This is a genomic window from Plantibacter sp. CFBP 13570 (assembly GCF_014841395.1).
Classification (GTDB): Bacteria; Actinomycetota; Actinomycetes; order Actinomycetales; family Microbacteriaceae; genus Plantibacter; species Plantibacter auratus.
In genome coordinates this window covers 43,301-69,090 of the sequence record NZ_JACYTW010000015.1, presented here as the reverse complement: position 1 = coordinate 69,090, position 25,790 = coordinate 43,301, and the positions used below count along the sequence as shown (strand labels likewise).

General features: G+C 69.7%; 27 protein-coding genes. 18 read left to right on the top strand and 9 right to left on the bottom strand.

Annotation, left to right across the window (positions count from 1 at the left end):
• Positions 1 to 59: 59 nt before the first annotated feature.
• Genes IFT89_RS07660 through IFT89_RS07640 form a run of 5 tightly spaced genes read left to right on the top strand, consistent with a single transcriptional unit; the run spans position 60 to position 3,734 of the window.
• Positions 60 to 1,538: a phytoene desaturase family protein gene (locus tag IFT89_RS07660; RefSeq protein WP_202938656.1), complete on the top strand. Its 1,479-nt coding sequence runs from the start codon at positions 60 to 62 to the stop codon at positions 1,536 to 1,538.
• A gap of 33 nt (positions 1,539 to 1,571) precedes the next feature.
• Positions 1,572 to 2,153: an SRPBCC family protein gene (locus tag IFT89_RS07655; RefSeq protein ID WP_124768485.1), complete on the top strand. Its 582-nt coding sequence runs from the start codon at positions 1,572 to 1,574 to the stop codon at positions 2,151 to 2,153.
• Between the two features lie 12 nt (positions 2,154 to 2,165).
• Positions 2,166 to 2,672 carry a DUF6328 family protein gene (locus IFT89_RS07650; RefSeq protein WP_086472945.1) on the top strand — a complete coding sequence of 169 codons (507 nt, stop codon included), beginning with the start codon at positions 2,166 to 2,168 and terminating at the stop codon, positions 2,670 to 2,672.
• Between the two features lie 40 nt (positions 2,673 to 2,712).
• Complete coding sequence (locus IFT89_RS07645) at positions 2,713 to 3,135, top strand: HIT family protein (protein WP_202938652.1); 423 nt, start codon at positions 2,713 to 2,715, stop codon at positions 3,133 to 3,135.
• Between the two features lie 59 nt (positions 3,136 to 3,194).
• Positions 3,195 to 3,734: a flavin reductase family protein gene (locus IFT89_RS07640; RefSeq protein ID WP_082916284.1), complete on the top strand. Its 540-nt coding sequence runs from the start codon at positions 3,195 to 3,197 to the stop codon at positions 3,732 to 3,734.
• On the opposite strand, the gene IFT89_RS07635 is transcribed toward IFT89_RS07640, so the two are convergent.
• Positions 3,735 to 4,697 carry a proline dehydrogenase family protein gene (locus IFT89_RS07635; protein ID WP_202938651.1) on the bottom strand — a complete coding sequence of 321 codons (963 nt, stop codon included), beginning with the start codon at positions 4,695 to 4,697 and terminating at the stop codon, positions 3,735 to 3,737.
• Positions 4,698 to 4,799: 102 nt separating this feature from the next.
• Here IFT89_RS07635 and IFT89_RS07630 point away from each other — a divergent pair, with 102 nt between their 5' ends.
• Entirely contained in the window at positions 4,800 to 5,372 is a 573-nt protein-coding gene (locus IFT89_RS07630; RefSeq protein ID WP_124768489.1) for a YdeI/OmpD-associated family protein, read from the top strand.
• A gap of 19 nt (positions 5,373 to 5,391) precedes the next feature.
• Positions 5,392 to 5,997: a maleylpyruvate isomerase family mycothiol-dependent enzyme gene (locus tag IFT89_RS07625; RefSeq protein WP_202938650.1), complete on the top strand. Its 606-nt coding sequence runs from the start codon at positions 5,392 to 5,394 to the stop codon at positions 5,995 to 5,997.
• A gap of 381 nt (positions 5,998 to 6,378) precedes the next feature.
• On the opposite strand, the gene IFT89_RS07620 is transcribed toward IFT89_RS07625, so the two are convergent.
• The 3 genes from IFT89_RS07620 to IFT89_RS07610 form a co-directional block, all read right to left on the bottom strand.
• On the bottom strand, positions 6,379 to 7,650 hold the full coding sequence (locus tag IFT89_RS07620; RefSeq protein ID WP_202938649.1) for an HNH endonuclease signature motif containing protein: 1,272 nt from the start codon (positions 7,648 to 7,650) through the stop codon (positions 6,379 to 6,381).
• Positions 7,651 to 8,352: 702 nt separating this feature from the next.
• Positions 8,353 to 8,784 carry a hypothetical protein gene (locus IFT89_RS07615; RefSeq protein ID WP_071261750.1) on the bottom strand — a complete coding sequence of 144 codons (432 nt, stop codon included), beginning with the start codon at positions 8,782 to 8,784 and terminating at the stop codon, positions 8,353 to 8,355.
• A 142-nt stretch (positions 8,785 to 8,926) separates the two neighbouring features.
• Positions 8,927 to 9,574, bottom strand: coding sequence for a TetR/AcrR family transcriptional regulator (locus IFT89_RS07610; RefSeq protein WP_192019232.1), 648 nt, complete (start codon positions 9,572 to 9,574; stop codon positions 8,927 to 8,929).
• Positions 9,575 to 9,706: 132 nt separating this feature from the next.
• Here IFT89_RS07610 and IFT89_RS07605 point away from each other — a divergent pair, with 132 nt between their 5' ends.
• From IFT89_RS07605 to IFT89_RS07580, 6 genes are all read left to right on the top strand, one after another.
• The gene (locus IFT89_RS07605; RefSeq protein ID WP_079704853.1) at positions 9,707 to 11,365 is read left to right on the top strand and encodes an ABC transporter substrate-binding protein; all 1,659 of its coding nucleotides are present in this window, start codon (positions 9,707 to 9,709) and stop codon (positions 11,363 to 11,365) included.
• 74 nt (positions 11,366 to 11,439) lie between these two features.
• Positions 11,440 to 12,312, top strand: a complete 873-nt coding sequence (locus tag IFT89_RS07600) for an ABC transporter ATP-binding protein (protein ID WP_307783473.1) — start codon at positions 11,440 to 11,442, stop codon at positions 12,310 to 12,312.
• The gene (locus IFT89_RS07595) at positions 12,309 to 13,106 is read left to right on the top strand and encodes an ABC transporter ATP-binding protein (protein WP_056009243.1); all 798 of its coding nucleotides are present in this window, start codon (positions 12,309 to 12,311) and stop codon (positions 13,104 to 13,106) included. Before IFT89_RS07600 ends, IFT89_RS07595 begins: the two co-directional genes overlap by 4 nt.
• The gene (locus tag IFT89_RS07590) at positions 13,103 to 14,086 is read left to right on the top strand and encodes an ABC transporter permease (protein WP_079704856.1); all 984 of its coding nucleotides are present in this window, start codon (positions 13,103 to 13,105) and stop codon (positions 14,084 to 14,086) included. Before IFT89_RS07595 ends, IFT89_RS07590 begins: the two co-directional genes overlap by 4 nt.
• A 1-nt stretch (position 14,087) precedes the next feature.
• The gene (locus tag IFT89_RS07585) at positions 14,088 to 15,140 is read left to right on the top strand and encodes an ABC transporter permease (RefSeq protein WP_079704857.1); all 1,053 of its coding nucleotides are present in this window, start codon (positions 14,088 to 14,090) and stop codon (positions 15,138 to 15,140) included.
• Complete coding sequence (locus IFT89_RS07580; RefSeq protein ID WP_202938647.1) at positions 15,137 to 17,449, top strand: exo-beta-d-1,3/1,6-glucosidase; 2,313 nt, start codon at positions 15,137 to 15,139, stop codon at positions 17,447 to 17,449. Before IFT89_RS07585 ends, IFT89_RS07580 begins: the two co-directional genes overlap by 4 nt.
• A 79-nt stretch (positions 17,450 to 17,528) precedes the next feature.
• On the opposite strand, the gene IFT89_RS07575 is transcribed toward IFT89_RS07580, so the two are convergent.
• From IFT89_RS07575 to IFT89_RS07565, 3 genes are all read right to left on the bottom strand, one after another.
• Positions 17,529 to 17,831 (bottom strand): DUF7882 family protein, encoded by a 303-nt coding sequence (locus IFT89_RS07575; protein ID WP_085512050.1) that lies wholly within the window; start codon positions 17,829 to 17,831, stop codon positions 17,529 to 17,531.
• Positions 17,832 to 18,011: 180 nt separating this feature from the next.
• Positions 18,012 to 18,278, bottom strand: coding sequence for a hypothetical protein (locus tag IFT89_RS07570; RefSeq protein ID WP_202938646.1), 267 nt, complete (start codon positions 18,276 to 18,278; stop codon positions 18,012 to 18,014).
• Positions 18,275 to 18,595, bottom strand: coding sequence for a DUF7882 family protein (locus IFT89_RS07565; RefSeq protein WP_064297077.1), 321 nt, complete (start codon positions 18,593 to 18,595; stop codon positions 18,275 to 18,277). The genes IFT89_RS07570 and IFT89_RS07565 overlap by 4 nt, the downstream gene beginning before the upstream one ends.
• A 193-nt stretch (positions 18,596 to 18,788) precedes the next feature.
• On the opposite strand from IFT89_RS07565, the gene IFT89_RS07560 reads away from it, so the two are divergent.
• Positions 18,789 to 19,352 (top strand): Dps family protein, encoded by a 564-nt coding sequence (locus IFT89_RS07560; protein WP_086472957.1) that lies wholly within the window; start codon positions 18,789 to 18,791, stop codon positions 19,350 to 19,352.
• Between the two features lie 92 nt (positions 19,353 to 19,444).
• Here the strand turns inward: IFT89_RS07560 and IFT89_RS20530 are convergent, their stop codons facing one another.
• A complete protein-coding gene (locus IFT89_RS20530) occupies positions 19,445 to 19,573 on the bottom strand; it encodes a hypothetical protein (protein WP_255467562.1) in 129 nt (42 codons plus the stop codon).
• Between the two features lie 117 nt (positions 19,574 to 19,690).
• Between IFT89_RS20530 and IFT89_RS07555 the strand changes: the two genes are divergently transcribed.
• Positions 19,691 to 20,869: an FUSC family protein gene (locus IFT89_RS07555; RefSeq protein ID WP_202938645.1), complete on the top strand. Its 1,179-nt coding sequence runs from the start codon at positions 19,691 to 19,693 to the stop codon at positions 20,867 to 20,869.
• A 22-nt stretch (positions 20,870 to 20,891) separates the two neighbouring features.
• On the opposite strand, the gene IFT89_RS07550 is transcribed toward IFT89_RS07555, so the two are convergent.
• The gene (locus IFT89_RS07550) at positions 20,892 to 21,731 is read right to left on the bottom strand and encodes an SDR family oxidoreductase (protein ID WP_202938644.1); all 840 of its coding nucleotides are present in this window, start codon (positions 21,729 to 21,731) and stop codon (positions 20,892 to 20,894) included.
• A 186-nt stretch (positions 21,732 to 21,917) separates the two neighbouring features.
• Between IFT89_RS07550 and IFT89_RS07545 the strand changes: the two genes are divergently transcribed.
• The 3 genes from IFT89_RS07545 to IFT89_RS07535 all read left to right on the top strand — a co-directional run bounded on the left by IFT89_RS07545 (position 21,918) and on the right by IFT89_RS07535 (position 25,737).
• Positions 21,918 to 23,702: a glycoside hydrolase family 15 protein gene (locus IFT89_RS07545; RefSeq protein ID WP_202938643.1), complete on the top strand. Its 1,785-nt coding sequence runs from the start codon at positions 21,918 to 21,920 to the stop codon at positions 23,700 to 23,702.
• A gap of 159 nt (positions 23,703 to 23,861) precedes the next feature.
• A complete protein-coding gene (locus IFT89_RS07540; RefSeq protein WP_192019241.1) occupies positions 23,862 to 24,782 on the top strand; it encodes an SMP-30/gluconolactonase/LRE family protein in 921 nt (306 codons plus the stop codon).
• Positions 24,783 to 24,840: 58 nt separating this feature from the next.
• Positions 24,841 to 25,737, top strand: coding sequence for an SDR family oxidoreductase (locus IFT89_RS07535; protein ID WP_137242476.1), 897 nt, complete (start codon positions 24,841 to 24,843; stop codon positions 25,735 to 25,737).
• The last annotated feature ends 53 nt before the right edge of the window (positions 25,738 to 25,790 follow it).

Below are 25,790 nucleotides of genomic sequence, written 5' to 3'. Positions count from 1 at the left end.
GGCACCCTCGCAGCGGGTGTCGCCCTGGTGGCCGGCGCGGCGAAGCGGCGCTGAGCACGATGGCGCGGCGCGAGCAGTTCGACGCTGTGGTCGTCGGCGCGGGTCCCAACGGGCTCGCTGCCGCGGTGACCCTCGCCAGGGCCGGCCTGCACGTGCAGGTGGTCGAGCGGGGCGACACGATCGGTGGTGGTGCCAGGACCGCCGAGCTGACGTTGCCCGGCTTCCACCACGACATCTGCTCCGCGGTCCACCCGATGGCGCTCGCCTCCGGGTTCTTCCGGTCCTTCGGCCTCGAGCGCCGCATCGACCTCGTCGTACCGGAGATCTCCTACGCCCACCCGCTCGACGGTGGACGGGCCGGGATCGCCTACCGAGACATCGACCGCACCGCCGACGCCCTCGGACGCGACGGCGACGCCTGGCGCTCGCTCATGGGACCGCTGGCCGCCGACGCCGACCGCGTCTCGCAGTTCACCGGCGGCAAGCTCCTGCAGGTGCCGCGCCACCCGGTCACGGTCGCGCGCTTCGGCCTCCGCGCACTCGAGCAGGGCAGTCCCGCCTGGAACCTCCGGTTCCGCGAGGAGACCGCTCCGGCCATGCTCAGCGGTGTCGCCGCCCACTCCATCCGGCCGATGCCGAGCCTGTCCACCTCGGCCGCCGCCCTGTCGCTCGGTGCGTATGCGCACGCCCGCGGTTGGCCCATCCCCGTCGGCGGCAGCCAGGCGATCGTCGATGCGCTCGCGGCCGACCTGCTGGCCCACGGCGGTGAGATCGTCATCGGAACCGAGGTGCGCTCCATCGACGAACTGCCGTCCGCCCGCGCCGTCCTGTTCGACACGACGCCGAAGGCGCTCGCCGAGATCGCGGGCAGCCGACTGCCCGACGCGTACCTCCGTCGTCTCTCCCGGTTCCGCTACGGCGACGGCGTGGCCAAGGTCGACTTCGCGCTCTCGGGCCCCGTCCCGTGGACGAACCCGGAACTGGCCCGGGCCGGCACGCTCCACCTCGGCGGCACCCGCCCGGAGATCGCCGCGGCCGAGCGCGACGTCGCCCGCGGTCGGCACAGCGAGTCGCCCTACGTCCTCGTCTCGCAGCCCGACGTCGGCGATCCTGGTCGCGCTCCTGGTGACGCTCAGGTCCTCTGGGCGTACACGCACGTGCCGAGCGGGTCCGGTCTCGATCAGACCGAGGCGATCACCCGGCAGATCGAGCGCTTCGCCCCCGGGTTCCGCGACGTGATCCTGACGTCGGCGTCGATGACCGCCCGCGACATGGCGCGGTACAACCCGAACTACGTGCTCGGCGACATCGCGGCCGGCGCTGCGAGCTTCGCGCAGCTCGTCGCGCGTCCCGTGCTCTCGAACGACCCGTGGCGGACACCGACACCGGGGATCTTCCTCTGCTCCTCGTCGACTCCGCCCGGCCCTGGCGTCCACGGTCTCGCCGGCTGGCACGCCGCCCGCAGCGCCCTCCGCTCGGTCTTCGGCCGCGACCGCATGCCGTCGCTCGCGCCCGACCGACCGCGTCCGACCTCCTGACCTCGTCCCTGCTCCAGCGAAAGGAACACCACCGTGTCCCACACCACTCGGATCCTCGACTGCCCGCCCGACCGTGTCTTCGCCGTCCTCGCCGACGGCTGGCTTTTCCCGGCGTGGGTGGTCGGCGCGTCCCGCATGCGCGACGTCGGTGACCGGTGGCCACACGTGGGCGGGAAGCTGCACCACTCTTTCGGTGTCTGGCCGGCGGTGCTGAACGACGAGACGACCGTGCTCCAGTGGGATGCTCCGCACCGGTTCGTCATCCAGCCGAAGGGGTGGCCGCTCGGTGAGGCCCGCGTCGCGGTCGAGGTGGAGCCGCACGAGCGCGGGTGCATCGTCCACCTGCATGAGCACGCCGTCACAGGCCCTGGTGCGCTGATCCCGGTCTGGCTCCTCGACATCGGGCTGCACATCCGCAACATCGAGACGCTGCGCCGACTCGCCCACCTCGCCGAGGGCGGCGCCGGCGGCACCCACCTGGTCGAGGCGGCCGAGCCGACGGCCGAAGATCGGAAGCGCGCCGAGTTCCCGAAGCGATCGTTGTTCGCGCGGGCGGCGTCGGTCCTCGTCGTCGCCGTGCCGGTGGTCGCGGTGGCGCGCAAGCTCGCCCGCTGACGGTGTCCGGTCATGCCCGCCGCGAGTGATCCGGCCGACGCCCTGCCCGGGGACGGTCGCGACGAGACGCTGAACGAGCGATCCGACCGCAACTGGTCGGAGCTGCTGCAGGAGTTCCGCGTCCTGCAGACGGGCACGCAGATCCTCGCGGGTTTCCTGCTGACACTGCCGTTCCAGCCACGGTTCACCGAGCTCAGCGGATTCGACCACGTGCTGTACCTCGTCCTCGTGGTCCTGGCCGTGACGGTGACGCTCCTGGCGCTCGCGCCGGTCATCATGCACCGGCTCGTCTTCGGACGACTGGAGAAACCACAGCTGGTGCGGCTGTCCAGCAGGATCCTCATGGTGTGTCTCGGGGCGGCGTCGCTGCTGTTCGCGGGGATCGTCCTGTTCGTCTTCGACTTCGTCGCATCGCCTGCGGTCGGGCTGTGGGCGGGTGGGGCCGTGGTCGTCGTCATCGGGCTGGTGTGGATCGTCGGCCCGCGCCTGATCCGGGGTGCGCGCGACCGCGTGTCCTGAGGTGATCGACGTGCCCGCGGTGAGCCCCGAGAATGGGACGATGCCCGACACCTGCACCTTCTGCCGCATCCTGCGTGACGAGCCCGACGACATCACCTGGGTGGAGCGCGAGGACGAGGCGGTCGCCTTCCGGCCGTTGCCCGAGTCGGAGCTCGCGCCCGGCCACACCCTCGTGCTGCCGCGGGCGCACAGCGTCGGCCTGCTCGACGCCGATCCGCGAGCCCTGCAAGCGACGACGGCACTCGCTCAGCGGGTGGGACGCGCGATGCGGGCGGCGCTCGGTGCGACCGGCGTCGTCGTGCTGAGTGCGTCCGGTGCCGACGCCGGGCAGAGCGTCCCCCACCTCCATCTCCACGTCGTCCCGTGCTGGGATGACGACGGGGTCACGTTCTGGCCCGAGGGTCGCTCGAAGCACCGCGTCGACGGCGACCCGCACGAGCTCCTCGCGGAGATGTTCGAGTAGCCGGAGATCGCTGCTCCTTGAGTTGACCTCAAGACCGATTGAGGTTCTACGGTTGAAGCATGACCATTCCCACCACGCCGTCCGCTGATCCCGATGCCCTCGCCCGCGCAGCGACCGTCGACGGGTTCAAGACGGCGTTCCGTGACCACCCGGCGGGCGTCGCGCTGATCAGTGCCTCGACCGATCGGGGAGACGTCGGGCTGACGGCGTCATCGGTCGCGTCGGTGGCCGTCGACCCGCCGATGCTGTCGTTCTCGGTCACGCGGGCGACGGGGTCCGCGGGCGGACTGTTGAGTGCGGGGACGGTCGTCGTCCACCTCCTGGCCGACCACCACCTGGAGGTCGCGAAGGCGTTCGCCAAGACGGGGGAGCCGCGCTTCACTCCGGAACAGCACTGGGAGCGACTCGCGACCGGCGAGCCCTACCTGCCGAGCGCCCGTGCGGCGCTGCGCTGCCGGATCGTGCAGACGGTCCCGGCCGGCAGCTCGATGCTCGTCATCGCCGAGGTGCTGGAGGTCATCCCGCCCGGCACGGACGCGCCGGCGCTCGTCTACCAGAACCGCAACTTCCACCGCCTGGAGTCCGACCCGCTGGGCTGATCAGGCGAGGAGCGCGATCGGGCCGATGTCCGCGATCGCCTCGATGACCCGCTCGGGGTGCTCGGCGATCCGGTTGAGGACGTAGAGCCACCACTCGGGTCCGTAGACGAGGTATTCGCGCGTCGCGAACCCGCGGCGGTGGAGGTCGTCGAGCAGTTCGGTGCCGAGTCCCTGGAGCATCTCGAACTCCACGTGCGGCTGGCGGAGGTCGTCGCCGAGCGCGCCCTCGAGTGCGGCGACGAGGTTCGCGTCGTGGGTGGCGATGTTGACCCGGTGACCCGACCCAACGAGTCGCGTGACCATGCTGATGTAGGCGGCGGTCATCGGCGCCGAGTCGCGGGGGTAGGCCACCTCGGTCGATTCGAGGAAGGCGCCCTTGACGACACGGATCGGCCCGGGTCGGTCCAGCACGCGGTCGAGGTCCGCGGGGGTGCGGTGCAGTCTCGCCTGCAGGGTGATGCCGGTCTCCGGGAACGGGTCGGCGATCTGCTCGAAGATCGACAACACGAGGTCCGTGCGGTCGGAACCCTCGGCGGAGATCATGAGCGAGGTCCCGGCGTCCCGGGCCGCCTGTGCGAGCGCCAGGCCGTTGCGCAGGCCGAGCTCGGGCGAGACGACGGAACCGATGTGGGAGAGGTCGAGCGAGATCGTCGCGGTCTGGTCGGATTCGCTGATCCGGCGGGCAAGGTCGATGAACTCCGCGGTCTGTTCGTCGGCGACACGTGCGTCGCGGACGGACTCGCCGACGAGCTCGATGCTCCAGCGATGCCCACGATCGGCGTTCGCTTCGAGGAGCCGCAAGGCGGAGGCCGCGTCCTCGCCGGCGATGTATCGCAGGGCGGCCCGCTTGGCGACGGCGGCGGCCTCCGGTTGGGCGAGGACTCGCGCTTTGAGGTCCTCGTCGAGGGCCCAGGCTCGCAGGGTGTCGGCGGCGCGCGACAGCGTCTCGTCGTTCATCAGCATGCTCCGACCCTATCCAGTCGTGGGTGGCGGTCCGGTCGGCACCGGGGCCCGGACGGCACCAGGGTCTGGGCTGCGTCGCCTGTGCGCGCTACGCTCGCTCACGTGGCGAGCTTCGAGGAGAAACCGATCCTGGACCTCACGCTCGATGAGTGGGAGGCCTACCTCGCTGGCGCGCCGAGCGACGCAGGCGTGCGGTTGAAGCTGCGGAAGAAGACCTCGAAGGCGTCGGGGATCACCTGGTCGGAGGCACTGGACGTCGCCCTCTGCTACGGATGGATCGACGGACAGAGCAAACGGTTCGACGACGACTACACGCTGCAGGCGTTCACCCCGCGGCGGAAGAGCAGCCCGTGGTCGCAGATCAACCGGGAGCACGTCGCCCGCCTCATCGAGGAGGGGCGGATGCGTCCCGGTGGGCTCGCGGAGATCGAACGCGCCAAGGCCGACGGGCGGTGGGACGTGGCGTACCGGCAGAAGGACGCCGTCGCACCGGATGATCTGCAGGCGGCGCTCGAAGCGAACCCCGAGGCGGCGGCCTACTTCGCGACCCTCGGTCGCACCGACCGCTTCCGCGTCTTCTTCCGCCTGAGCAACATCAAGACGCCCGCGATCAGAGCCGCGCGCATCGCGGACGTGGTCGAGAAGGCCGCCCGGGGCGAGCAGCACTACCGCTGATGATGGGGGACCGGCGCGGATGAGGGTGTCACCGGGGACCGTGTGGCCGGTCGTCCACGAGGAGCGTCGGCGGCTCGTCGCGGACCTGTCGGTGCTGAGCGACGAGCAGTGGGGGAGGCCGTCGCTCTGCACCGGATGGGATGTGCATGACGTCGTCGCCCATCTCGTCGATTCGGCGAAGACGACGCGGCTGGGATTCGCCCGACGACTCATCGCCGCGCGGTTCGATTTCGACCTCGACAATGAACGCGGGGTCGAGCGGGAGCGGCGGAACGATCCGCAGGAGACGCTCCGCGCCCTGGCGGACGCCACCGAGCTGAGGCGCACCCCGCCGGCGAACCTCGCGACCAGGCTCGTCGAGGCCATCGTGCACGGCGAGGACGTCCGTCGGCCGCTCGGCATCAGCGCGGACTACCCGATAGCCGCGGTCCTGGTGGCGTTGGAGTACCAGCTCCGGACCGGCGTCTCGATGGGCGGTGGAAAGGAACGCGCCCAGGGGGTTCGGCTCGTCGCCGAGGACGCCGGGACGAGCTGGGGCGCGGGCGATGAGGTCCGCGGATCGGCGCTCGACCTCTTGCTCGCGGTGTCAGGGCGACCGACCGGGCTGGCTCTGCCTGGGCGGTGAGGAAGAAGCTGGAAGTCACCCGCGTGCACCTTCCCCGTTGACCGAGGTGCCTGGGCTCGGCTGCCCTTCGACAGGCTCAGGGACCGAAATGCATCCGAGCACAGTCCAGCCCGGTCACTGAGCTTGTCGAAGTGCGCACGAAGAACCCTTCGACAGGCTCAGGGACCGGGTTCATCCGGGTGAACCTCTTCGGTTGACCGAGGTGGCGCGGCTCGGCCGCCCTTCGACAAGCTCAGGGACCGAAACGGTTCGGGCACACTTCTGCCGGTCACTGAGCCTGTCGAAGTGCCCACGAGCACGCCCCATCGTTCCGGGCACACCGGTCCCGGTCACTGAGCTTGTCGAAGTGCCCACGAGGAACCCTTCGACACGTGGACACGCTCAGAACGGCGCGGGATCGGGTTCGGTCCGATACTGCTTCCCGTCGGGTGTCGTCCAGTCGAGGACGCCGCCGGGTCCGTGGTCGAGGTTCCATCCGGGCAGATGCTTCATCCGGTGATGATGTCGACACAGACACGCGAGGTTACCGACATCCGTCGTCCCGCCGTCCTCCCAGGCGACCGAGTGGTCGAGGTCGCAGGCCCGTGCTCGCCTGCCGCAGCCCGGTGCCCGGCAGGTGCCGTCTCGCAGGCGGACCGCGCGTTGCAGGTCGGCCGGGACCCGGTACTGGCTGCGTCCGACGGAGAGCACCGCACCCGTCTCCGGTTGGACGAGGATCCGGGTGAAGCTGGGGGCGTTCACCGCGATACGGGCGGCGGTCTCGGGGTTGATCGGACCGTAGCCGTCGAGCATGCCGGGTGCGTCGGAGACGCCGGCCATGGTGAGCGCCGGGACGGTGATCTGCACGGTCGGTTTGATGTGCTCCTGCACCTCGATGGGGTGCGGGAGGACCGGGCTCGACATGACGTCTTCCGGGGTGACGCCGGTGAGCGCGAGCGCCGCTAGGGCGTCGGCCTGCAGTTGTGCGCAGGTGCGCGTATCTCCTGCTGCTCGCGACTTCGCCGCCGCTGCTTCGACCCGCTCGACGAGCCCCTGGGCGATCGGGGCGGTGGTGAAGAGGTGCACCCACGCCATGCCATCGGCTGCGGGCTCGAACTCGACCCGGCGGTCGGCCTCCGACCGCCGGGCGCGTGCGGTGATGGACTCGGGGTGGAGTCGCTCGCGGAGCTTGCGGGCGCGCTTGCGGAGGTTCGCGTTGGTCGTCTGCTCGGCGACCGGCAGGACTTCCGCGAGGAACGCTGCCCGCCCAGCGATCGGCACGTCACTGAGTTGGTCGATGATCGTCTGCGCGTGCCGGGCCGAGATGCGCCCGGCCTCGAGCGACTCGAGCACTGCTGGGGCTTCATTGACGAGGCGTTCCGCGTCGTTCGTCGCCCGCTGGACCGTCTGCTCAGGCGTTCGGGTCGCCATGGCGAGGGCCGCGCAGGTGGAGCGGCGGGAGAGCGCAAGGCGCTCGGCCGGCGGGAAGATCGCCGGGACCGTGGCGTCGGCGAAGGCGTCCGCGTAGGCGGCAGAGCGGGCGAGGAGCCGGGCCTCCTCGGCGTCCAGAGCCGCGCGGCGGCGGTGGATGTCCGCGAAGGCATCCGAGAACTCCGCCAACTGCGCGGCGTACTCGTCACCAGCTCGAACTGCGGAGGCGGTGGTCTCGGTCATGGAACAAGTCCACCATGGACCACTGACATTCCAGATGCTGAGTTGGCATAGTTGTGGAAGGTGCTCGTGGACCCTTCGACAAGCTTAGGGACCGGGGGAGGTTGGCCGGATTGGCGGGGTATTCCGTGGGCCCTTCGACAGGGTCAGGGACCGGTGGAAGGGCGCCGGATTCCTGGGTTCCTCGTGTGCCCTTCGACAGGCTCAGGGGCTGGAAGGGGTCCGCCGGATTGTCGAGGTCGTGGGCCCTTCGACTGGGTCAGGGGCCGGAGGAAGGGCACCCGGATTAGGGGAGTCTTCCGTGGGCCCTTCGACAGGCTCAGGGGCCGGAAGGGGTCCGCCGGATTGTCGAGGTCGTGGGCCCTTCGACTGGGTCAGGGGCCGGAGGAAGGGCACCCGGATTAGGGGAGTCTTCCGTGGGCCCTTCGACAGGCTCAGGGACCGGGACGGGATCACCGGAGCGGGAGGGTCCCTCGTGTGCCCTTCGACAGGCTCAGGGACCGGGAGAAGATCACCTGAGCAGGAGGTCCCTCGTGGGCCCTTCGACAGGCTCAGGGACCGGGACAGGATCACCGGAGCGGGAGGTTCTTCGTGGGCCCTTCGACAGGCTTAGGGGCCGGGGCAAGGGCGCCCGATTCGCGGGTCCGCGGGGCCTTCTGCAGGGTCAGGGACCGGAGTAGGGCGCTCGACGAGCGGCCGGAAGGGTCAGACCGCCCGGGCGAGCAGGTCTGCGACACGCTTCGCGACGGCGTCGTTCCAGGCGGTGACCCCGAACGCGGTCGGCCACAGGTCGCCGTCGTCGAGCTTCGCGGAGTCGTTGAACCCGATGGTCGCGTAGCGCGCTTTGAACTTCGCCGCCGCCTGGAAGAACACGACCGCCTTGCCGTCGGCACCGACGTAGGCGGGCATGCCGTACCAGGTCTTGGCCGCGAGGCCGGAGTCGCCGCCCATGATCAGCTCGTGCAACGGCTCGGCGATCGCGCGGTCGGCGTCCTCCATGTCCGCGATCGCGTCGACGACGGCCTGCAGTGCCTCCTCGCGACTCGCGGCCGCCTTCAGCTCCTTGGCGCGCTCCTTCATCGCCGCGCGTTCCTCGGCGCTGAATCCGCTCTTCGTGCTCGACTGCTTCTCGGCCATGTCGACGTCCTTCCGTCCGGGGCTGTGGTCCGCCTCTCACGGTAGCCCTGCGAGCCCCACGGCGCTTCTCGAATCCTGCTCGGCCCACTCAGTTGCCCGGAAGCGCTCGAAAACGGCCGGAAAACGGACCGATTCGGGCGACTCAGTCGTCCAGCGCGCCCGACCCGAGCACCGACTCGACGATGACCCGGATCGCGTACTCGCTGGTCTCGGCGAGGTCGACGTCCGCAGGGTCGATGAGCCACTGCACCTGCAGGCCGTCCATGACCGCCAGGATCGACGCCGCCGCACGGTGGATCGTCTCGGGCGCATCCACGCCCCGCTCGGCGCACACCACTTCGAACGCCTCCGCGATCTCACGCCGGAGGGTCCGGTAGCGGTCGTCGAAGTAGTGCCTGGCCGGGTGGTCCTCGGTCACCGACTCCGCCGACAGGACGACGAACGCCTGCACGATCCCGGCACGCTGCGCGTTCGCGGCGGCGGTGCGGATCAGGTGCTTGAACAGGTCGATACCGCCGGGGATGTGCTGGTCGTCGAGGTCCTGGACGTCCGTCGCGTCGCGGTAGCTGAGCACCTCGAGGAGGAGCTGGTCCTTCGACCCGAAGTGGTGCAGGATGCCCGCCGGCGTCATGTCGACGAGCTCGGCGATGTCGATGAGGGTTCCGTTCGCGTACCCCTTGGCGCCGAAGACGTCGAGCGCCGAGCGGACGACCTCGGCTCGCCTCGCCACGGTCGCCGGGCGTGGCTGGGCCGGTCGTTTCACCGTGTTCTGTCGTTTCACCGTGCTCATGGTGTCCGTTCCGCGGGGGCCTCGATGCGCCCGACACTACCGCGCTTGCCAACTTACTGAATGGTCAGTAAGTTATCACCGAATCCCGACTTGCGCCGCACTGCCGCAGCGCACACCCAAGAGGAGAAAGCGATGAAGCTGAGAACCCCACTGCTGGCCGCGTTCGCGGCCACAGCCCTGCTGCTCACCGGATGCACCGGTGGCGGCGGGTCGAGCGACGGACCCGAGAGCGGCGCCGCCCTGACGATCGCGAAGCCGGACGGCTCGATCGCCACCGAATCCAACAACCCCTACGTCGGCGACTCGTCCGCGATGAAGCTCGGCTACATCAACGCGATCCTGGAGCCGCTCGCGATCGTCAACCTCGTCGACCCGAGCGCCGAGGTGAAGCCGTGGCTCGCCTCCGAGATCGCCTGGTCCGACGACTACACCTCCGTCGCGCTGACCGCTCGCGAGGGCGTCACCTGGAACGACGGCGAGGCGTTCAGCGCCGACGACATCGCGTTCACCTTCCAGCAGTTCATCGACCATCCGGAGCTCGACAACTCGGCCCTCGGCCTCACCACGGTCGCGACCGAGGGCGACACCGTCACCCTGTCGTTCACGAACCCCATGTTCGTGAAGCAGGACAAGGTGCTCCTCAAGCAGATCGTCCCAAAGCACGTGTGGGAGTCCGTCGACGACCCCGCCACCTTCGAGAACCCGGAGCCCGTCGGCACCGGTCCGTACACGCTGACGAGCTTCAGCACCGAGAGCGTCGAACTCTCCGCCCGCGACGACTACTGGGGTGAGCAGCCGGCCGTGCCGACGCTTTACTACGTGTCGTACAACGACAACACGGCCCTCACCACCGCGCTCGCAAATGGCGACGCCGACTGGGCGCAGGCCTTCATCCCGAACGTGCAGTCCGCGTACCTCGACAAGGACAAGGAACACAACGTCTACTGGGCGGCCGCCGGTCTCGCCGTCGACGCGATGTTCGTGAACACGCAGACGAAGCCGTTCAACGACCCCGCGTTCCGCCAGGCGGTGAACCTCGTCATCGACCGCGAGCAGCACCAGCAGATCGCCCGTGAGGGCGGCGTCCCCGAGCTCAGCTCGGTGACCGGTCTCCCGACCCCGGCGGGCGACGCGTTCATCGCCTCCGAGTTCGAGGGCGAGGACTACACCGTCGACGCGAAGGCCGCGAAGCAGGTCCTCACCGACGCCGGCTACACCTGGGAGGACGACGTCCTCACCGACCCGTCCGGCGAGGCCGTCACCTTCACGCTGTCGGTGCCGCAGGGCTGGAACGACTACGTGACCGGCATCAGCCTCATCGCCGACTCGGTCAAGACGCTGGGCGTCACCGCCACGGTCGACACGCCCGACCAGGACACCTGGTGGGCGGCGAAGTCGGACGGCGACTTCCAGGCGATCCTGCACTGGACCGACACCGGCGCGACGCCGTACGACCTGTACTCCGACATCATGGACGGCCGCTGGCTCGTCGCCGAGGGTGAGGCGGCCGACTTCAACTTCGGTCGGTACGACAGCCCGGAGGCCACCGCGGCGCTCGCCGCCTACGCCAACGCGACGGACGACGCCACGCGCGCAGCCGCGCTCGAGACCGTGCAGAAGCTGTTCGTGTCCGACGTCCCGGCCATGCCGATCGGCACGCGCCCGTTCATCGGTTCGTACAACACGCGGAACTACACCGGATGGCCGAGCGAGGACGACCCCTACGCGCCCGCCGACCCGACGCAGCCGACCGCGGTCTACATCCTGACGCAGCTCAAGGCCGCGAAGTAGACACGGCGTCACCCAGCGGGGCGGGCTTCGGCCCGCCCCGCTCCCTCCTCATCAGCACAGAACGGACTCATGCAGTGACCAACGACGACCTGCTGACGGTGTCCTCCTTCAGCGTCACCTACGACGTGGAACCACCCGTCGAAGCCGTGCGCGACGTCTCGCTCACCCTCCGCCGCGGCGAGATCCTCGGCCTCGCGGGCGAGTCCGGCTGCGGCAAGACCACCCTCGCCTACGGCCTGCAACGGCTGCTCAAACCACCGGCGGTCATCACCGGCGGGAGCGCCGTGTTCCACGACGAGTCCGGCGAGGACATCGACCTCGGCCGGCTGGGCGAGGAGGAGATGCGCGCGTTCCGCTGGGACAAGGCCTCCATGGTGTTCCAGGGCGCGATGAACGCCCTCAACCCGGTCACCTCGATCGGGCGGCAGCTCGACGACGTCTTCACCACGCACCGCCGAGGCATGTCACGCGCTGAGCGTCGCGAGGAGGCGGGCAAGCTGCTCGACATCGTCGGGGTCGGCCGCGACCGCCTGAAGTCCTACCCGCACGAGCTCTCCGGCGGCATGCGCCAGCGCGTCATGATCGCGATGGCGCTCGCCCTGAAACCGCAGCTGATGATCATGGACGAGCCGACCACCGCGCTCGACGTGCTCGTGCAGCGCGAGATCCTCCAACAGATCTCCGAGCTCCGCACCGAGTTCGGCTTCTCGGTCATCTTCATCACCCACGACCTCCCGCTGCTCCTCGAGATCTCCGATCGCATCGCCGTCATGCGCGCCGGCCGACTCGTCGAAATCGACACGGCGGAACGCATCTACCGACAGGCGAAGGACCCGTACACGCGGAAGCTGCTCGCGTCCTTCCCGAGCCTCACCGGCGAGCGCGGCGACTTCGTCCGTGGAACCGGTGCCGCCACGTCGGCCACCCAGGCAGGAGTGACCGCATGACCACCCTCGAGTTCTCGCACGTCTCGAAGCGCTACCGGGTCCGTGGTTCCGGCCACATGCTCGCGCTCGACGACGTCAGCTTCACCCTGCGGTCCGGCCAGACGCTCGCCCTCGTCGGTCAGTCCGGCAGTGGCAAGTCGACCATCGCGAAGATCCTCACCCAGTTGGAACGGGCGACGAGCGGCGACATCCTGCTCGACGGCAAGGCGATCCCGCGTCGTGGTCGTGCACTCCGCCGCTACCGTCAGCAGGTCCGCATGGTCTTCCAAGACCCGTTCGCCTCGCTGAACCCGTCGCACACGATCCGCCACCACCTGGAGCGACCGCTGCGCCTCGACCACGTCGTCCCCGAGGCCGAGGTGGAGGACGAGGTGCACCGCCTCCTCGAGCGCGTGCAGCTCGATCCGGCCGGCACGATCGACCGTCGGCCCCACGAACTGTCCGGCGGTCAGCGCCAGCGGGTCGCCATCGCCCGTGCGCTCGCGTCGCGTCCGTCCCTCCTCATCGCCGACGAGCCCGTCTCGATGCTCGACGTCTCCATCCGGCTGGGTGTCCTCAACCTCCTGGCCGAGCTGCAGCGCGAGTCGCAACTCGGCGTGCTCTACATCACGCACGACCTCGCGACCGCGCGGCACTTCAGCGACGAGATCATGGTCCTGCACCACGGCGAGGTGGTCGAGCGGGGCCCGGCCGACGATGTGATCCTCCGCCCGCAGCACCCCTACACGCTCGCCCTCCGCAACGCGTCGCCCGACCCCGACCGCCACTTCGCGGGAACGGAGACCATCGCATGACCTTCTTCCTCCGTCGCGCCGCCTTCTACGCGTTCACCGCGTGGGCCGCGATCACGATCAACTTCTTCCTGCCACGGATGCTCAAGGGCGACCCGGTCTCGGCGTACATCGCGAAGAACCAGGGCCGCATCAGTCCCGAGGCAGCGGACTCGCTGCGCACCCTGTTCGGACTCGACGCCGACAAGTCGATGCTCGAGCAGTACCTCGACTACTGGCGGTTGCTCTTCTCGGGCGACCTCGGACGGTCCTTCTCGAAGGGCCTCGCGCCCGTCACCGACGTGATCGCCGCTGCCCTGCCCTGGACCGTGGGACTCGTCGGGATCGCGACGATCCTGTCGTTCGTCCTGGGCACCTCCATCGGCGCCCTCATCGGATGGCGACGTGGCAGCAAGGCGGACTTCATCGTCCCGCTGTCCACCTTCTTCTCGACGGTGCCGTACTTCTGGATGGGCCTCATCGCGATCGCGGTGTTCTCGACCCTGCTCGGCTGGTTCCCCGCCTCCCACGCCTACGGCAAGGGGTCGAGGCCCGAGTTCTCGCTCGACTTCTTCGGGCAGGTGATCGCGCACGGCTTCCTCCCGGCGGCGACGATCGTGCTCGCCTCACTCGGCGGCTGGATCCTCGGCATGCGCAACATGATGGTCACCGTCCTCGACGAGGACTACGTGACCGTCGCCCAGGCGAAGGGGCTGCCGACCCGCAGGGTGCTCGTCGACTACGCGGCACGCAACGCGATGCTGCCGCAGCTGTCGAGCTTCGCCCTGTCGCTCGGCTTCATCGTCGGCGGCACGATCGTCATGGAGATGGTCTTCTCCTACCCGGGCGTCGGCAAACTCCTGCTCGACGCCACGACGGCGAAGGACTACCCGCTCATGCAGGGGCTCTTCCTCGTCATCACGCTCACCGTCCTCGTCGCGAACATCCTGGCCGACGTCGCCTACGCGGTGCTCGACCCCCGCACCCGCCAGATGGAGTCCTGACATGACCATCCCCACCACCGAGGCCCTCGCCACCGCCGAGGCGCCCAAGCCGACGCCCGCTGGTCGCTCGTTCGCCGCCCGGTTCGCATCGTCGTTCGCGATGTTCCGCAACGGCAAGTCGATCGCGGGGCTCTGCATCCTCGGGTTCTTCGTCCTCGTCGCGGTCTTCGGCGACCTCATCGCGCCCTACGGCCCGCTCGAGAAGGACTTCACCGCGCTGCGCCAGGCTCCGTCGGCCGCGCACCTGCTGGGCACCACGCACATGGGCGAGGACGTCCTGAGCCAGCTCATCTACGGCACCCGGGGCGTGCTCCTCGTCGGCTTCCTGGCCGGGATCTTCGCGACGATCATCGCCGTCGCCATCGGGGTCACCGCCGGGTACGTCTCGGGGTTCACGAGCGAGTCGCTGTCCGCGCTGACGAACGTCTTCCTCGTCATCCCGGGTCTCCCGCTCATGATCATCGTGGCGTCCCAGTACGACAACCCGAGCCTGTTCCTCATCGCCGGTGTCCTGGCGCTCACCGGGTGGGCGTGGGGCGGCCGGGTGCTCCGCGCGCAGACGATGTCGCTGCGGAACCGCGACTTCATCCAGGCGGCGAAGGCGAACGGGGAGTCCCTCTTCCGGATCATCACCGTCGAGATGCTGCCGAACCTCACCGCCATCATCGCCTCGAGCTTCGTCGGCACGGTCACCGCTGCAGTGCTCGGGCTCACCACGCTCGCGTTCATCGGCGTCATCCCCATCACGAACCTCAACTGGGGCACCATCCTGTTCTGGGCGCAGCAGAACGGCGCCTTCCCCGACTTCTGGTGGTGGTACGTGCCCGCCGGTGTCTGCATCGCCCTGCTCGGTGTCGCGCTGTCGCTCATCAACTTCGGGATCGACGAGTACGTGAACCCGAGGCTCCGCTCGGCGGGTGAACGCGCCAGGGCCCTGCGCAAGCGCGGCATCAAGCCCGGGGCGAGCGTCACCGCCGTCCGCACTGAGACGACCGGCCCGTCCACGATCACCGACACGACCCACACCGAACGCGCTGGAGCCACCGAACGATGAAGACCGACACCGCCCGCCACCTCGAGGACGCCCGCTACCTCGACCCCGCGCTGCCGATCGCGGCCCGCGTCGACGACCTCGTCGAGCGGATGACCGTCCGCGAGAAGGTCGGGCAGATGATGCAGCTCGACGCCCGCGACGACATCGAGGCGCACGTCCTCGAGACCCACGTCGGCTCGATCCTGCACGCGTCACCGGAGCGTCTCGCGGTCGCCCATGAACTCGTCGGGCGGACGCGACTGCGGATCCCGCTGATCGTGGGGGAGGACTGCATCCATGGTCACTCCTTCCACCTCGGCGCGACGATCTTCCCGACGCAGCTGGCCATGGCGGCGAGTTGGGACGCCGAGCTGCTCGAACGGGTCGCCAGGGCCACGGCCGTCGAGGTCGCCGCGACGGGTGTCCACTGGACGTTCTCGCCGGTACTCTGCATCGCCCGCGACCTCCGCTGGGGGCGCGTCGGTGAGACCTTCGGCGAGGATCCCTTCCTCATCGGTGAGCTGGCCTCCGCGATGGTGCGCGGCTACCAGGGCGACGGCCTGTCCGACCCGACCGCCATCCTCGCGACGGCCAAGCACTTCGCCGGCTACTCCGAGACGCAGGGCGGCCGCGACGCGAGCGAGGCCGACATCTCCCCGCGCAAACTGCGGTCATGGTTCCTCCCGCCGTTCGAGCGGGTCGCCCGCGAGGGCTGCGCCAGCTTCATGCTCGGCTACCAGTCGATCGACGGGGTGCCGATCACGGTCAACGAGTGGTTGCTCAACGACGTCCTCCGTGGTGAGTGGGGGTACGAGGGGACGCTCATCACCGACTGGGACAACGTTGGCCGCATGGTGTGGGAGCAGCACGTCAGCCCGGACTACGTGCACGCCTCGGCTGCCGCGATCCGCGCCGGCAACGACATGGTGATGACCACGCCCGGCTTCTTCGAAGGTGCCCTGGAGGCGCTCGAGCGCGGGCTGCTCGAGGAGGCCGACCTCGACCGGGCGGTCCGTCGCATCCTCACCCTGAAGTTCGCGCTCGGCCTGTTCGAGCGCCCGCGGCACCCGGACGCCGCGGAGCAGCTCGCGGTGATCGGCTCGCCGGAGCACACCGAACTCAACCTCGAGACCGCGCGTCGCTCGCTCGTCCTGCTCCGCAACGAGGGCGTGCTGCCGCTCGCCGGCGGATACCGGGCGGACGAGGCAGGCAGGGCGATCGTGACGCCGGAGGCCGGGCCGCAGCGCATCGCCGTCGTGGGTCCGCTCGCGGACGACGCGCAGATGCAGCTCGGCGACTGGGCGGGCAACTCCGGCCAGGCCGGTTGGCTGCCCGACGGCCAGCCGCGCGAGATGATCACCACCGTGGTCGACGGCCTGCGTGCGGTCGCACCCGCCGGGAGCACGGTCACGACCGCGTTCGGAGCCGACATCCTCACGCTCTCGCCCGATCCCGCGGGGGCGACCTTCCCCGACGGTCAGCCGCGTCCGCCGGTCGTCACGCCCGCGCGACCCGACGAGGCGCTCATCGCGGAAGCCGTCGCGCTGGCCGAGGACGCCGACGTGGTCGTCGCCGTCGTGGGCGACCGCATCGAGCTCGTGGGGGAGGGCCGCTCCACCGCGACGCTCGAGCTCATCGGCGGACAGGTGGCACTGCTCGACGCCCTGGTGGCCATCGGCAAGCCGCTCGTCGTGGTCCTGCTCGCTTCGAAGCCGCTCGTGCTGCCGCCGTCCGTGCTGCACGCCGACGCGATCGTGTGGGCGGCGAGCCCCGGCATGCAGGGTGGCCGCGCGATCGCGGAACTCCTGCTCGGTCTCATCGAGCCGACCGGTCGCCTGCCCATCTCCTTCGCGCGGCACGCCGGCCAGCAGCCGACCTACTACAACCAGATCCGCGGCCAGCACGGTGACCGCTACGCCGACCTCACCCAGGAGCCCGCGTTCGCGTTCGGCGACGGGCTGTCCTACTCGGGCGTCGAGTACGGAGAGCCGCACCTCGACCAGGCCGTCTACCGAGGTGGCGACACCCTGCGCGCCGAGGTCGAGGTGCACAACAGCGGTTCGCGTCCCGTCCTCGAGACGGTGCAGGTGTACGTCAGTGACCTCGTCACCTCGGTCAGCTGGGCCGACCAGGAGCTGAAGACGTTCCGCCAGGTCGCGATCCAACCGGGCGACACGGCGACAGTCACGATCGAACTGCCCGTCGCCGACTGCTCCATCGTCGACGCGAGGGGACGACGGGTCGTCGAAGCGGGCGAGTTCGAGCTGCGGGTGGGCGGCTCGTCACGGGCCGATGCGCTGCACGCGGTCCGCTTCACGATCGCCGACTGAGCCGTCGGCGGCCGGGATGCTCACGGGGCCGCACGAAGTCCCTCCTGTTTCGTGCGGCGCCCGTGAGCGGTCCCGAGGGCTACGCCAGTTCGTCCGCGTCAGCGCGGACGGTGACCTCGCCGCCGTTGGCGCCGTGCATGAGGTCCTCGAGCAGGGGGCGGTCCATCTCGAACGTCTCGTCCGAGTCGAAGCTGAACTGCAGCGGGATCGACGGGTGCAGCCAGAGCGTGACGCGGCCGCGCTCCGTCGAGGTGTCGCGCAGGGTCACCGAGAACGACTCGTTCCGGCGGAGCTTCATGAGGGTGATGGTCTTGACGTGAGCCAGCATCCGGTCTTCGAGGTGGAACCGGTTCTCGCCCGTCCCGTATACGATCGCGCCCATGTGCTGTGCCCTTCTCCGGACCTCCGACGATCGACACGGCGAGATGCGCCGGTGTCGAGCGGCCAGCCTGGAGACCCACTTCAACGTCCGCCGAACAAGTGTAGGAAAATTGAAATCGTCGCTCTGAACTGTTGATTTCCGGGTGCTGGCTGCGCTATGTGTTTCCGCTCGGTGAGGCGGTCAGGACAGCAGGTCGGGGTCCTGCCCCTGGGGGAGTGCTGCGGACGGGGTGTCCTGGGAGGGGCCGTCCGGTGTGCCCATCGCGATCCCGATCCCGGGGCCGATCAAGATGGTGATGGGCTCCAGCTGACCCTCACCGCGGTCGACCTGCAGCCACCGGAACTGTCCGGCGGAGATGCTGTCGAGCACCTCGGCGCGGAACTCGTCCGGATCCTCGACGGCGATCGAGTACGGAAGTCCCTGGTAGACGATCTCCATGCGGCTCATGCGACTTGTCCTGTCCGGCTCGGAGCGGGCTCCGCGATGACCGAGAGGCCGTGGGCGGAGTTCGCCGTGACGTTCAGCGCGTCGATCCACGCGCGGTTGAGGTCGATCGGGACACTGCCCGAGTACTTGAAACGCAATGGCACCGAGGGGTGGATCCAGATGACGCTGCGCCCGTCGCCCGCCCGCGGGTCGTCCTTCCAACCGAAGTAGAAGGCCTCGTTGCGGCGGAGCTTCGCACCGATCACGAACTGCAGGTGCGCAAGCAGCCGGTCCTCGAAGGTGATCGAGACCTCAGAACCGTAGATCAGTTTTCCCATGGCGGGCCGTGCTCTCCTCGTTGTGCGTCACGCGGTATCGCTCTGCGCTGTGTGTTGCTTCACCTTAAGACTCTCGGCTCCGAAAACCCAGCTGGCGGCCGCGCGGGCGCGGATGGGACGCTTCGGCGTCGATGTCAAGGGCCCCGGGATCGACAGGTACGGTGCGTAACCTGCCGTGCAGGAGGTGCCAACCATGGCAACAGCAGAGAAGACCAGCAAGACCGAGAGCACGACCCGATCGGCTCCCGGAGGATCCGGGCCGAAGCCCACCCGTCGGCAGAACGCCGAGAAGGGCTTCGTCGCGTCGAAGGAACTCGACGCCAACATGCAGGCCGTCCTCGTCGACCTCATCGAGCTGTCGATCCAGGGCAAGCAGGCGCACTGGAACGTCATCGGACGCAACTTCCGCGACACGCACCTGCAGCTCGACGAGATCATCGACGCCGCTCGCGAGTTCAGTGACACCGTCGCGGAGCGCATGCGTGCCCTGCACGCCGTGCCGGACGGCCGCAGCGACATCGTCGCCGAGACCACGACGCTGCCCGAGTACCCGCAGGGCGAGATCGACACCTCGGAGACGATCGACCTGATCACCGTCCGACTCGAGGCGGTCGTCGGCACGATGCGTCGGGTCCACGACGACGTCGACGATGAGGACCCGACGAGCGCGGACATCCTCCACGCGATCATCCAGCAGCTGGAGCAGTTCGCGTGGATGATCAGCGCGGAGAACCGGACGGCGACCCGCAGTCGTTGACCTGCAGTCGGTGACCCTGGGCGGCGCCCGACGACCACGCGTCGTCGGCAGCGCCGCCCGGTCGTTCGTCGACGACCAAGGGCCGGCGACGACTACTTGTCGTCGGCGCCGCCACCCGACGCCGTGTCCTCGCCGTCGTTCGGCTCCGAACCGTCGGAGCCCGAACCGTCGGGGATCTCTTCCGCGTCGGGACGTGAGGATGATGCAGATGCGTTCGTCATGTTCGCTTCCTTCCTGGTTGTCGCCATCGGAGATGACCAGACCAACGCTAGGCCGCGGAGCTGATCGGCGCGTGGGGGTTGACGCTTCGACAGGGCCAGACCAGCATGGCGGCTGTGATGAGCGGTGATGAGGTGACCGGGCGCGAGACCCCGACGGGGAGCATCCGCACACCGAAGCAACGGGTCGGCGCGTGGATCATGCCCGCGCTGCGTCCGTGGCGCCTCATGCTCGCACTCAAGGTGGCCATCGCGGCCACCGCCGCCTGGTTCCTCGGCAGCCTGCTCCCGGGCGAGCTCGGCGACTTCTCCTACTACGCACCGCTCGGCGCCCTCGTGAGCCTCACGCCGACGCTCATGGACTCGGTGCGCTCGAGCCTGCAGACCCTGATCGGTCTGGGCCTCGGCATCGGACTCGCGTGGCTGCTCATCATCTCGCCCGCGCCCGGCTGGGTGTCCGTCTCGCTGTCGGTGGGGCTCGGCACACTGCTCGCCGGCCTGCCCGGGCTCGGGCAGGGCCGTGACTACGTCCCCATCGCGGCACTCTTCGTGATCATCATCGGCGGAGCGAACGCCAACGACTTCTCGGTCGGCTACCTCGTGCAGATGGCCCTCGGCGTGCTCGTCGGGCTCCTCGTGAACCTGCTCATCATGCCGCCACTGTTCGTCCGCGAGTCGGCAGCCGGGATCTCGGCCGCCAGGTCACGGATGGTCGGTGCGCTCCGGAGCATGTCGGACACCCTCCGATCCGAGTCGGCACCGACCCTGGACGACCCGCCGTCCTGGGACAGCTCGCTGCTCGCCATCCGGCACGACGTCGACGCAGCCCGCGGGCTGATGAAGGACGCCGCGGAGAGCCGCCGGGCCAATCCGCGCACGCGGTGGAACCGGCACGACTTCCGCGGGGATGAGGGGGCGCTCGCCGCCCTCGAGCGGATCGCGCCGGTGGTCGTGGAGATCGGTGACGCCCTGCGTGCGGCGCTCTGGGGGATCCCGGTGCCGGTCGACCTCGACGAGGGCGTCCGGAGTGCGCTCGCCGATGCGATCGACGCCTCGGCCGACCTCGTCGAGGCCGCGATCGACGACGAGCGGCTCTCCGAGGCGCTGCGTGCCTCCGACCAGGCGCTGACGACGCTGCGACGGGCGGTGCGCTCGGCGCACGCGGGCGCGAACGGGGCGGCGGGTCGGGAGCCGGACGACGACGACCCGGCGGAGGATGCGGGCGGCGAGAACCTGCTGTTCGCGCTGCGCCGCATCCACGCCGAGATCGAACGCTCGGAGCGGTCGCCCGACGCCTGAGCGGCGCCCGGCGCGCCGGTCCTCAGAGGATCGGCTTGCCGCCGGTCACCGCGATGACGGCGCCCGAGATGTAGCTCCCCTCGTCCGAGGCGAGCAGCACGTAGGGCGGAGCGACCTCGGCGGGCTGCCCCGGACGGCCGAGCGGGGTGTCCGTCCCGAACGACCCGACCGTCTCCGGCGGCATCGTCGACGGGATCAGGGGCGTCCAGATCGGACCGGGGGCGACGGCGTTCACGCGGATCCCGTCACCACCGAGCATCTGCGCGAGCGACGCGGTCATGCTCGCGAGACCCGCCTTGGTCATGGCGTAGGGCATGAGCTGCGGCGACGGCGAGTCGGCCTGCACCGAGCTCGTCGCGATGATCGAGGAGCCCGGAGCCATGTGGGGGACGGCCGCCTTGCTCAAGTGGAAGAACGCGCTCAGGTTCGTGGCGAGCGTGTGGTCCCACTCCTCGTCCGGGATCTCGGCGAGCGTCTCCCGCGTCATCTGGTACGCGGCGTTGCTCACCAGGATGTCGACCTTGCCGAAGCGTTCGACCGTCGTGCGGACGATCTCACGGCAGTGCTCGGGGCTCGTGAGGTCCCCACCGATGCTGAGGGCGGTCCGGCCGGCCTTCTCGACCCAGCGGACCGTGTCGGCCGCGTCCTCGTCCTCGTCGAGGTAGCTGACGACGACGTCCGCCCCTTCGCGGGCGTAGGCGATCGCGACGGCCTTGCCGATGCCGCTGTCGCCGCCGGTGATGATGGCGACCTTGCCCTCGAGCTTGCCCGAACCCCGGTAGCCGGTCTCGCCGTGGTCGGCCTGCGGCGTGAGCGCTCCCTCGGTCCCGGGCGGCTGCTGCTGCTGAGCGGGCTGGTTCATGGTGTTCCTCCCTGTGCTGCTGTGCGTGCCAGCATGCTGTGGTTGCGGTCCGTTCAGCCAAGCCGATCCGGGCGATCCGCCTCCAGGGGTTGACGCCCGCTCGGCACCAGGCGTCCCGCGCTAGCAGCCGCGTGCCGGGGCCGCCAGCCCCGGCGATTCGGAGGCGCGGCTCGTAGGGTGAAGCGCATGACCGCAGCTGGCGAGGATCTCCGTTCGTACGCACCGATCGGGGACGGCCGCACCGTCGCGCTGATCGGCCTCCGTGGCCAGGTCGACTGGCTGCCGATCCCCGATCTCGGCTCCATGCCGGTGTTCGCCCGGCTGCTCGACGACGACTCCGGCGGGTGCATCGAGCTCGAGCCGGTCGGCGAGCACACCGTCACGCGACGCTACGTGTCCGGCACCAACGTCTTGCGCACGACCTTCACGACCGAGCACGGGCGCGCGACGATCACGGACGCACTCGTCACGGGCATCGCGGGTCGCCTGCCCTGGGCCGAACTCGCGCGCCGGATCGACGGGGTGTCGGGCAGTGTCGAGTTCACCTGGCGCGTCCGGCCCGGGACCGCACTGGGGACGGCTTCGCCTTGGATCGAGGACAGCACGCGCGGCCCCATCATCCGCTCCGGCGCGACGACGATCGCGGTCGTCGGCGACGAGTACGGGCCGGAGGAGGTCGAGGTCGACGGGGCCATGCCGACGGAGCTCTCCGGTCGCTTCACGACGACCGAGAACTCCCGTCACCTGCTGATCATCGTCGCCACCCACGGTGAGCCGATCCATCTGCCGGTCCCGGCGAACGTCGACGTGGGCATCGATCGGACGATCGACAACTGGCGCGCCTGGTCCCGGGCCTTCTCCTACGAAGGCCCATGGGCGGATCAGGTGCAGCGGAGTGCGCTCGCGCTCAAACTCCTGATCTTCAGCCCCACCGGCGCCATCGCGGCCGCGGCGACCACCTCGCTCCCGGAGAACCCGCGCGGAGCCAAGAACTGGGACTACCGCTTCGCCTGGGTGCGCGACCTCGCGTACACCGCGCACGCGCTCGTCCGCTTCGGTCTCCGCGAGGAGACGCACGCCGCCGTGTCGTGGTTGCTGCGCACCATCCGCGAGAACGGGCCGGAGCTGCACATCTTCTACGGACTCGAGGGCGGGGTGCCCGACGGGGTCGTCGAGCACGACGTCGCCGGCTGGCGCGGCATCGGTCCGGTGGTCAGCGGGAACCCGGCGCAGGGGCAGCTGCAGCTCGGCGTCTACGGCGACCTCTTCGCGATCTGCCGCACCTACGTCGACGCCGGCAACGTCCTCGACGTGGAGACCGGCCGTCTCCTCGCCGAGGTCGCCGACCGCACCTGCGACCTGTGGCGGAACCGCGACGCCGGCATGTGGGAGCTGCCCCAGGAGGAGCACTACGTGTCGTCGAAGATGGGCTGCTGGCAGGCGCTCGGCGACGCGGTGCACCTGGCGGAGCTCGGGCAGGTCGCCGGCAGTGCCGACCGCTGGCGCACCGAGCAGACCCGCATCCGGGAGTGGATCGATGAGCACGGGTGGAACGAGGAGCGCGGGGCGTACGTCATGTTCCCCGGGAGCGACGATCTCGACGCCTCCGTGCTGCTGCACGCGATGAGCGGGTTCGACCGCGGTGACCGGATGTCCTCGACGATCGACGCGCTGACGGCCGAACTCGGCGAGGGAGCGCTGCTGTACCGGTACTCGGGCGTGCAGCAGGAGGAGTACACCTTCGTCGCCTGTGCGTTCTGGCGGGCCTCCGCGCTCGCCTGCGTCGGTCGTCACGAGGAGGCGATCGCGGCCATGGACGAGCTCGTCGGCATGACCAACGACGTCGGGATCCTCGCCGAGATGATCGACCCGGCCGACGGCGCGCACTGGGGCAACCTGCCGCAGGCGCTGAGCCACCTCGCGCTCATCAACGCGGCCCTCACGATCAAGGAGCTCACCGAGCAGGACTGACGTCCCCGGTCCCTGAGCTCGCTTTTCCCTGTCCCTGAGCTCGCCCTTCCCGGTCACTGAGCCTGTCGAAGTGTCGAAGCGCACGCACGCGGGTACCCGCCCGATGCTGGGAAAGCAAGCCCCGCGGGGACACTCGTCCGGATCCGTACCGTGGAGGCGATGGATGTTCACCCACAGGTCTTCCGAGACACCCCCGCGATCCTCGTCGAGAGCATCTGGTGGGACGCCCGCACCGACGAGGTCGTCTGGGTCGACATCACCGCGGGCACGCTCCACCGCGGACGGATGGATGGCGGCGTGGACGGCAGTGACGACCGCGTCACCGAGCTCCCACCGCCGCTGAGCGCCGTGCAGCCGCGTGCCGCGGGCGGCTACATCGCCGCACTCGGTGACCGCATCGTCACCCTCGACGACGACGGGCTCATCGCCGAGACCCTGGCGAAGCTCGACCACGTCCACGCCGGTCTGCGCAGCAACGAGGCGAAGGTCGACCCGTTCGGCCGGTTCCTCGTCGGCTCCATGAACGTCACCACCGGCGAACCGAATGCCGCCCTGTACCTGCTCGACGACACCGGACTCCGCACGCTCCTCGGCGGCTTCGGCGTCACCAACGGCTTCGAGTGGTCCGACGACGGTCGTACCGTGTACGTGACCGACACCACCGTGAAGACGGTCTACCGGGCGAGCACGGGAGAAGACGGCCGACTCGGGCCGCTGGAGCCCTTCCTCGTCGGCTACGACTCCGACGGCCTCGCGCTCGACACCGACGGTCGATTCTGGAACGGCGTCAACGGCGGTGGTCGCGTGCTCCGGTGGAGCCCGGACGGCACCGTCGAGGACGAGCTGAGCGTGCCGGCCCCGGGCGTCACGTCGGTGGCCTTCGGTGGGCCCGAGCTCACGACGCTCTTCGTCGGGACGGCCCGCGAGAACCTCACCGAGGCGGACCTGGTGGATGCACCGCTCAGCGGCGGCATCTTCCGATTCGACGGACTCGCGACCGGCCGACCCGTCAATTCCTACGGACGCCGATCGACCTCGGTGCCCGACCCGGCGACCGACCCGGCGACCGACCGCATCTGACCTGAACCATTCCGACCTGTCCGACCACGACCGAACACTGAACGAGAGGACCATCACCATGGCCAACGACCAGTACACCTTCACCGACCCGGCGAAGCTCTACGCCCACATCACCGCCGAGAAGCAGCACCAGCCCGAGCCCGGACTGGACGCCGAGCTCGACCCGAAGGCCGACCTCGGCGAGAAGAGCTACCGCGGCTCCGGCAGGCTCACCGGCCGCAAGGCGCTCATCACCGGTGGCGACTCCGGCATCGGCGCGGCCACCGCGATCGCCTTCGCCCGCGAGGGCGCGTCCGTCGCGCTGTCCTACCTTCCCGAGGAGGAGGAGGACGCGCAGCGCATCGCCGGCATCCTGCAGGACGCCGGTGCGACCGTGCTCACCCTGCCCGGCGACCTCCGCGACCCGGCCTACTGCCGCGACCTCGTGGAGCGCGCGGTCGAGGGCCTCGGCGGCCTCGACATCCTCGTGAACAACGGCGGCAAGCAGAAGTTCAACGAGGACCTCACCACCCTGACGGACGAGCAGTTCGACGACACCTTCAAGACCAACGTCTACGCGATGTTCTGGATCACGAAGGCCGCCCTGCCGCACCTCCCGGCCGGTTCGTCCATCATCAACACGACGTCGATCCAGGCGTACTCGCCGTCGGACATCCTCGTGGACTACGCGTCGACCAAGGCGACCATCAACGCCTTCACGAAGGCGCTGGCGCAGCAGCTCGCGCCCAAGGGCATCCGTGTCAACGCGGTCGCTCCCGGCCCGATCTGGACGCCGCTCCAGGTCTCCGACGGACAGCCGCAGGACAAGATCGCGGAGTTCGGCGAGGACACCCCGCTCGGCCGCATGGGACAGCCGGCCGAGCTCGCGCCCGCCTACGTGTTCCTCGCGTCGGCGGAGTCGAGCTACGTGCTCGGTGAGACCCTGAACGTCAACGGCGGTATGCCCACGCCGTAACCCCGTCCCACCCCACAGCAGCCCGCGAACTGTCAGTTGCGGCTAGTCAGACC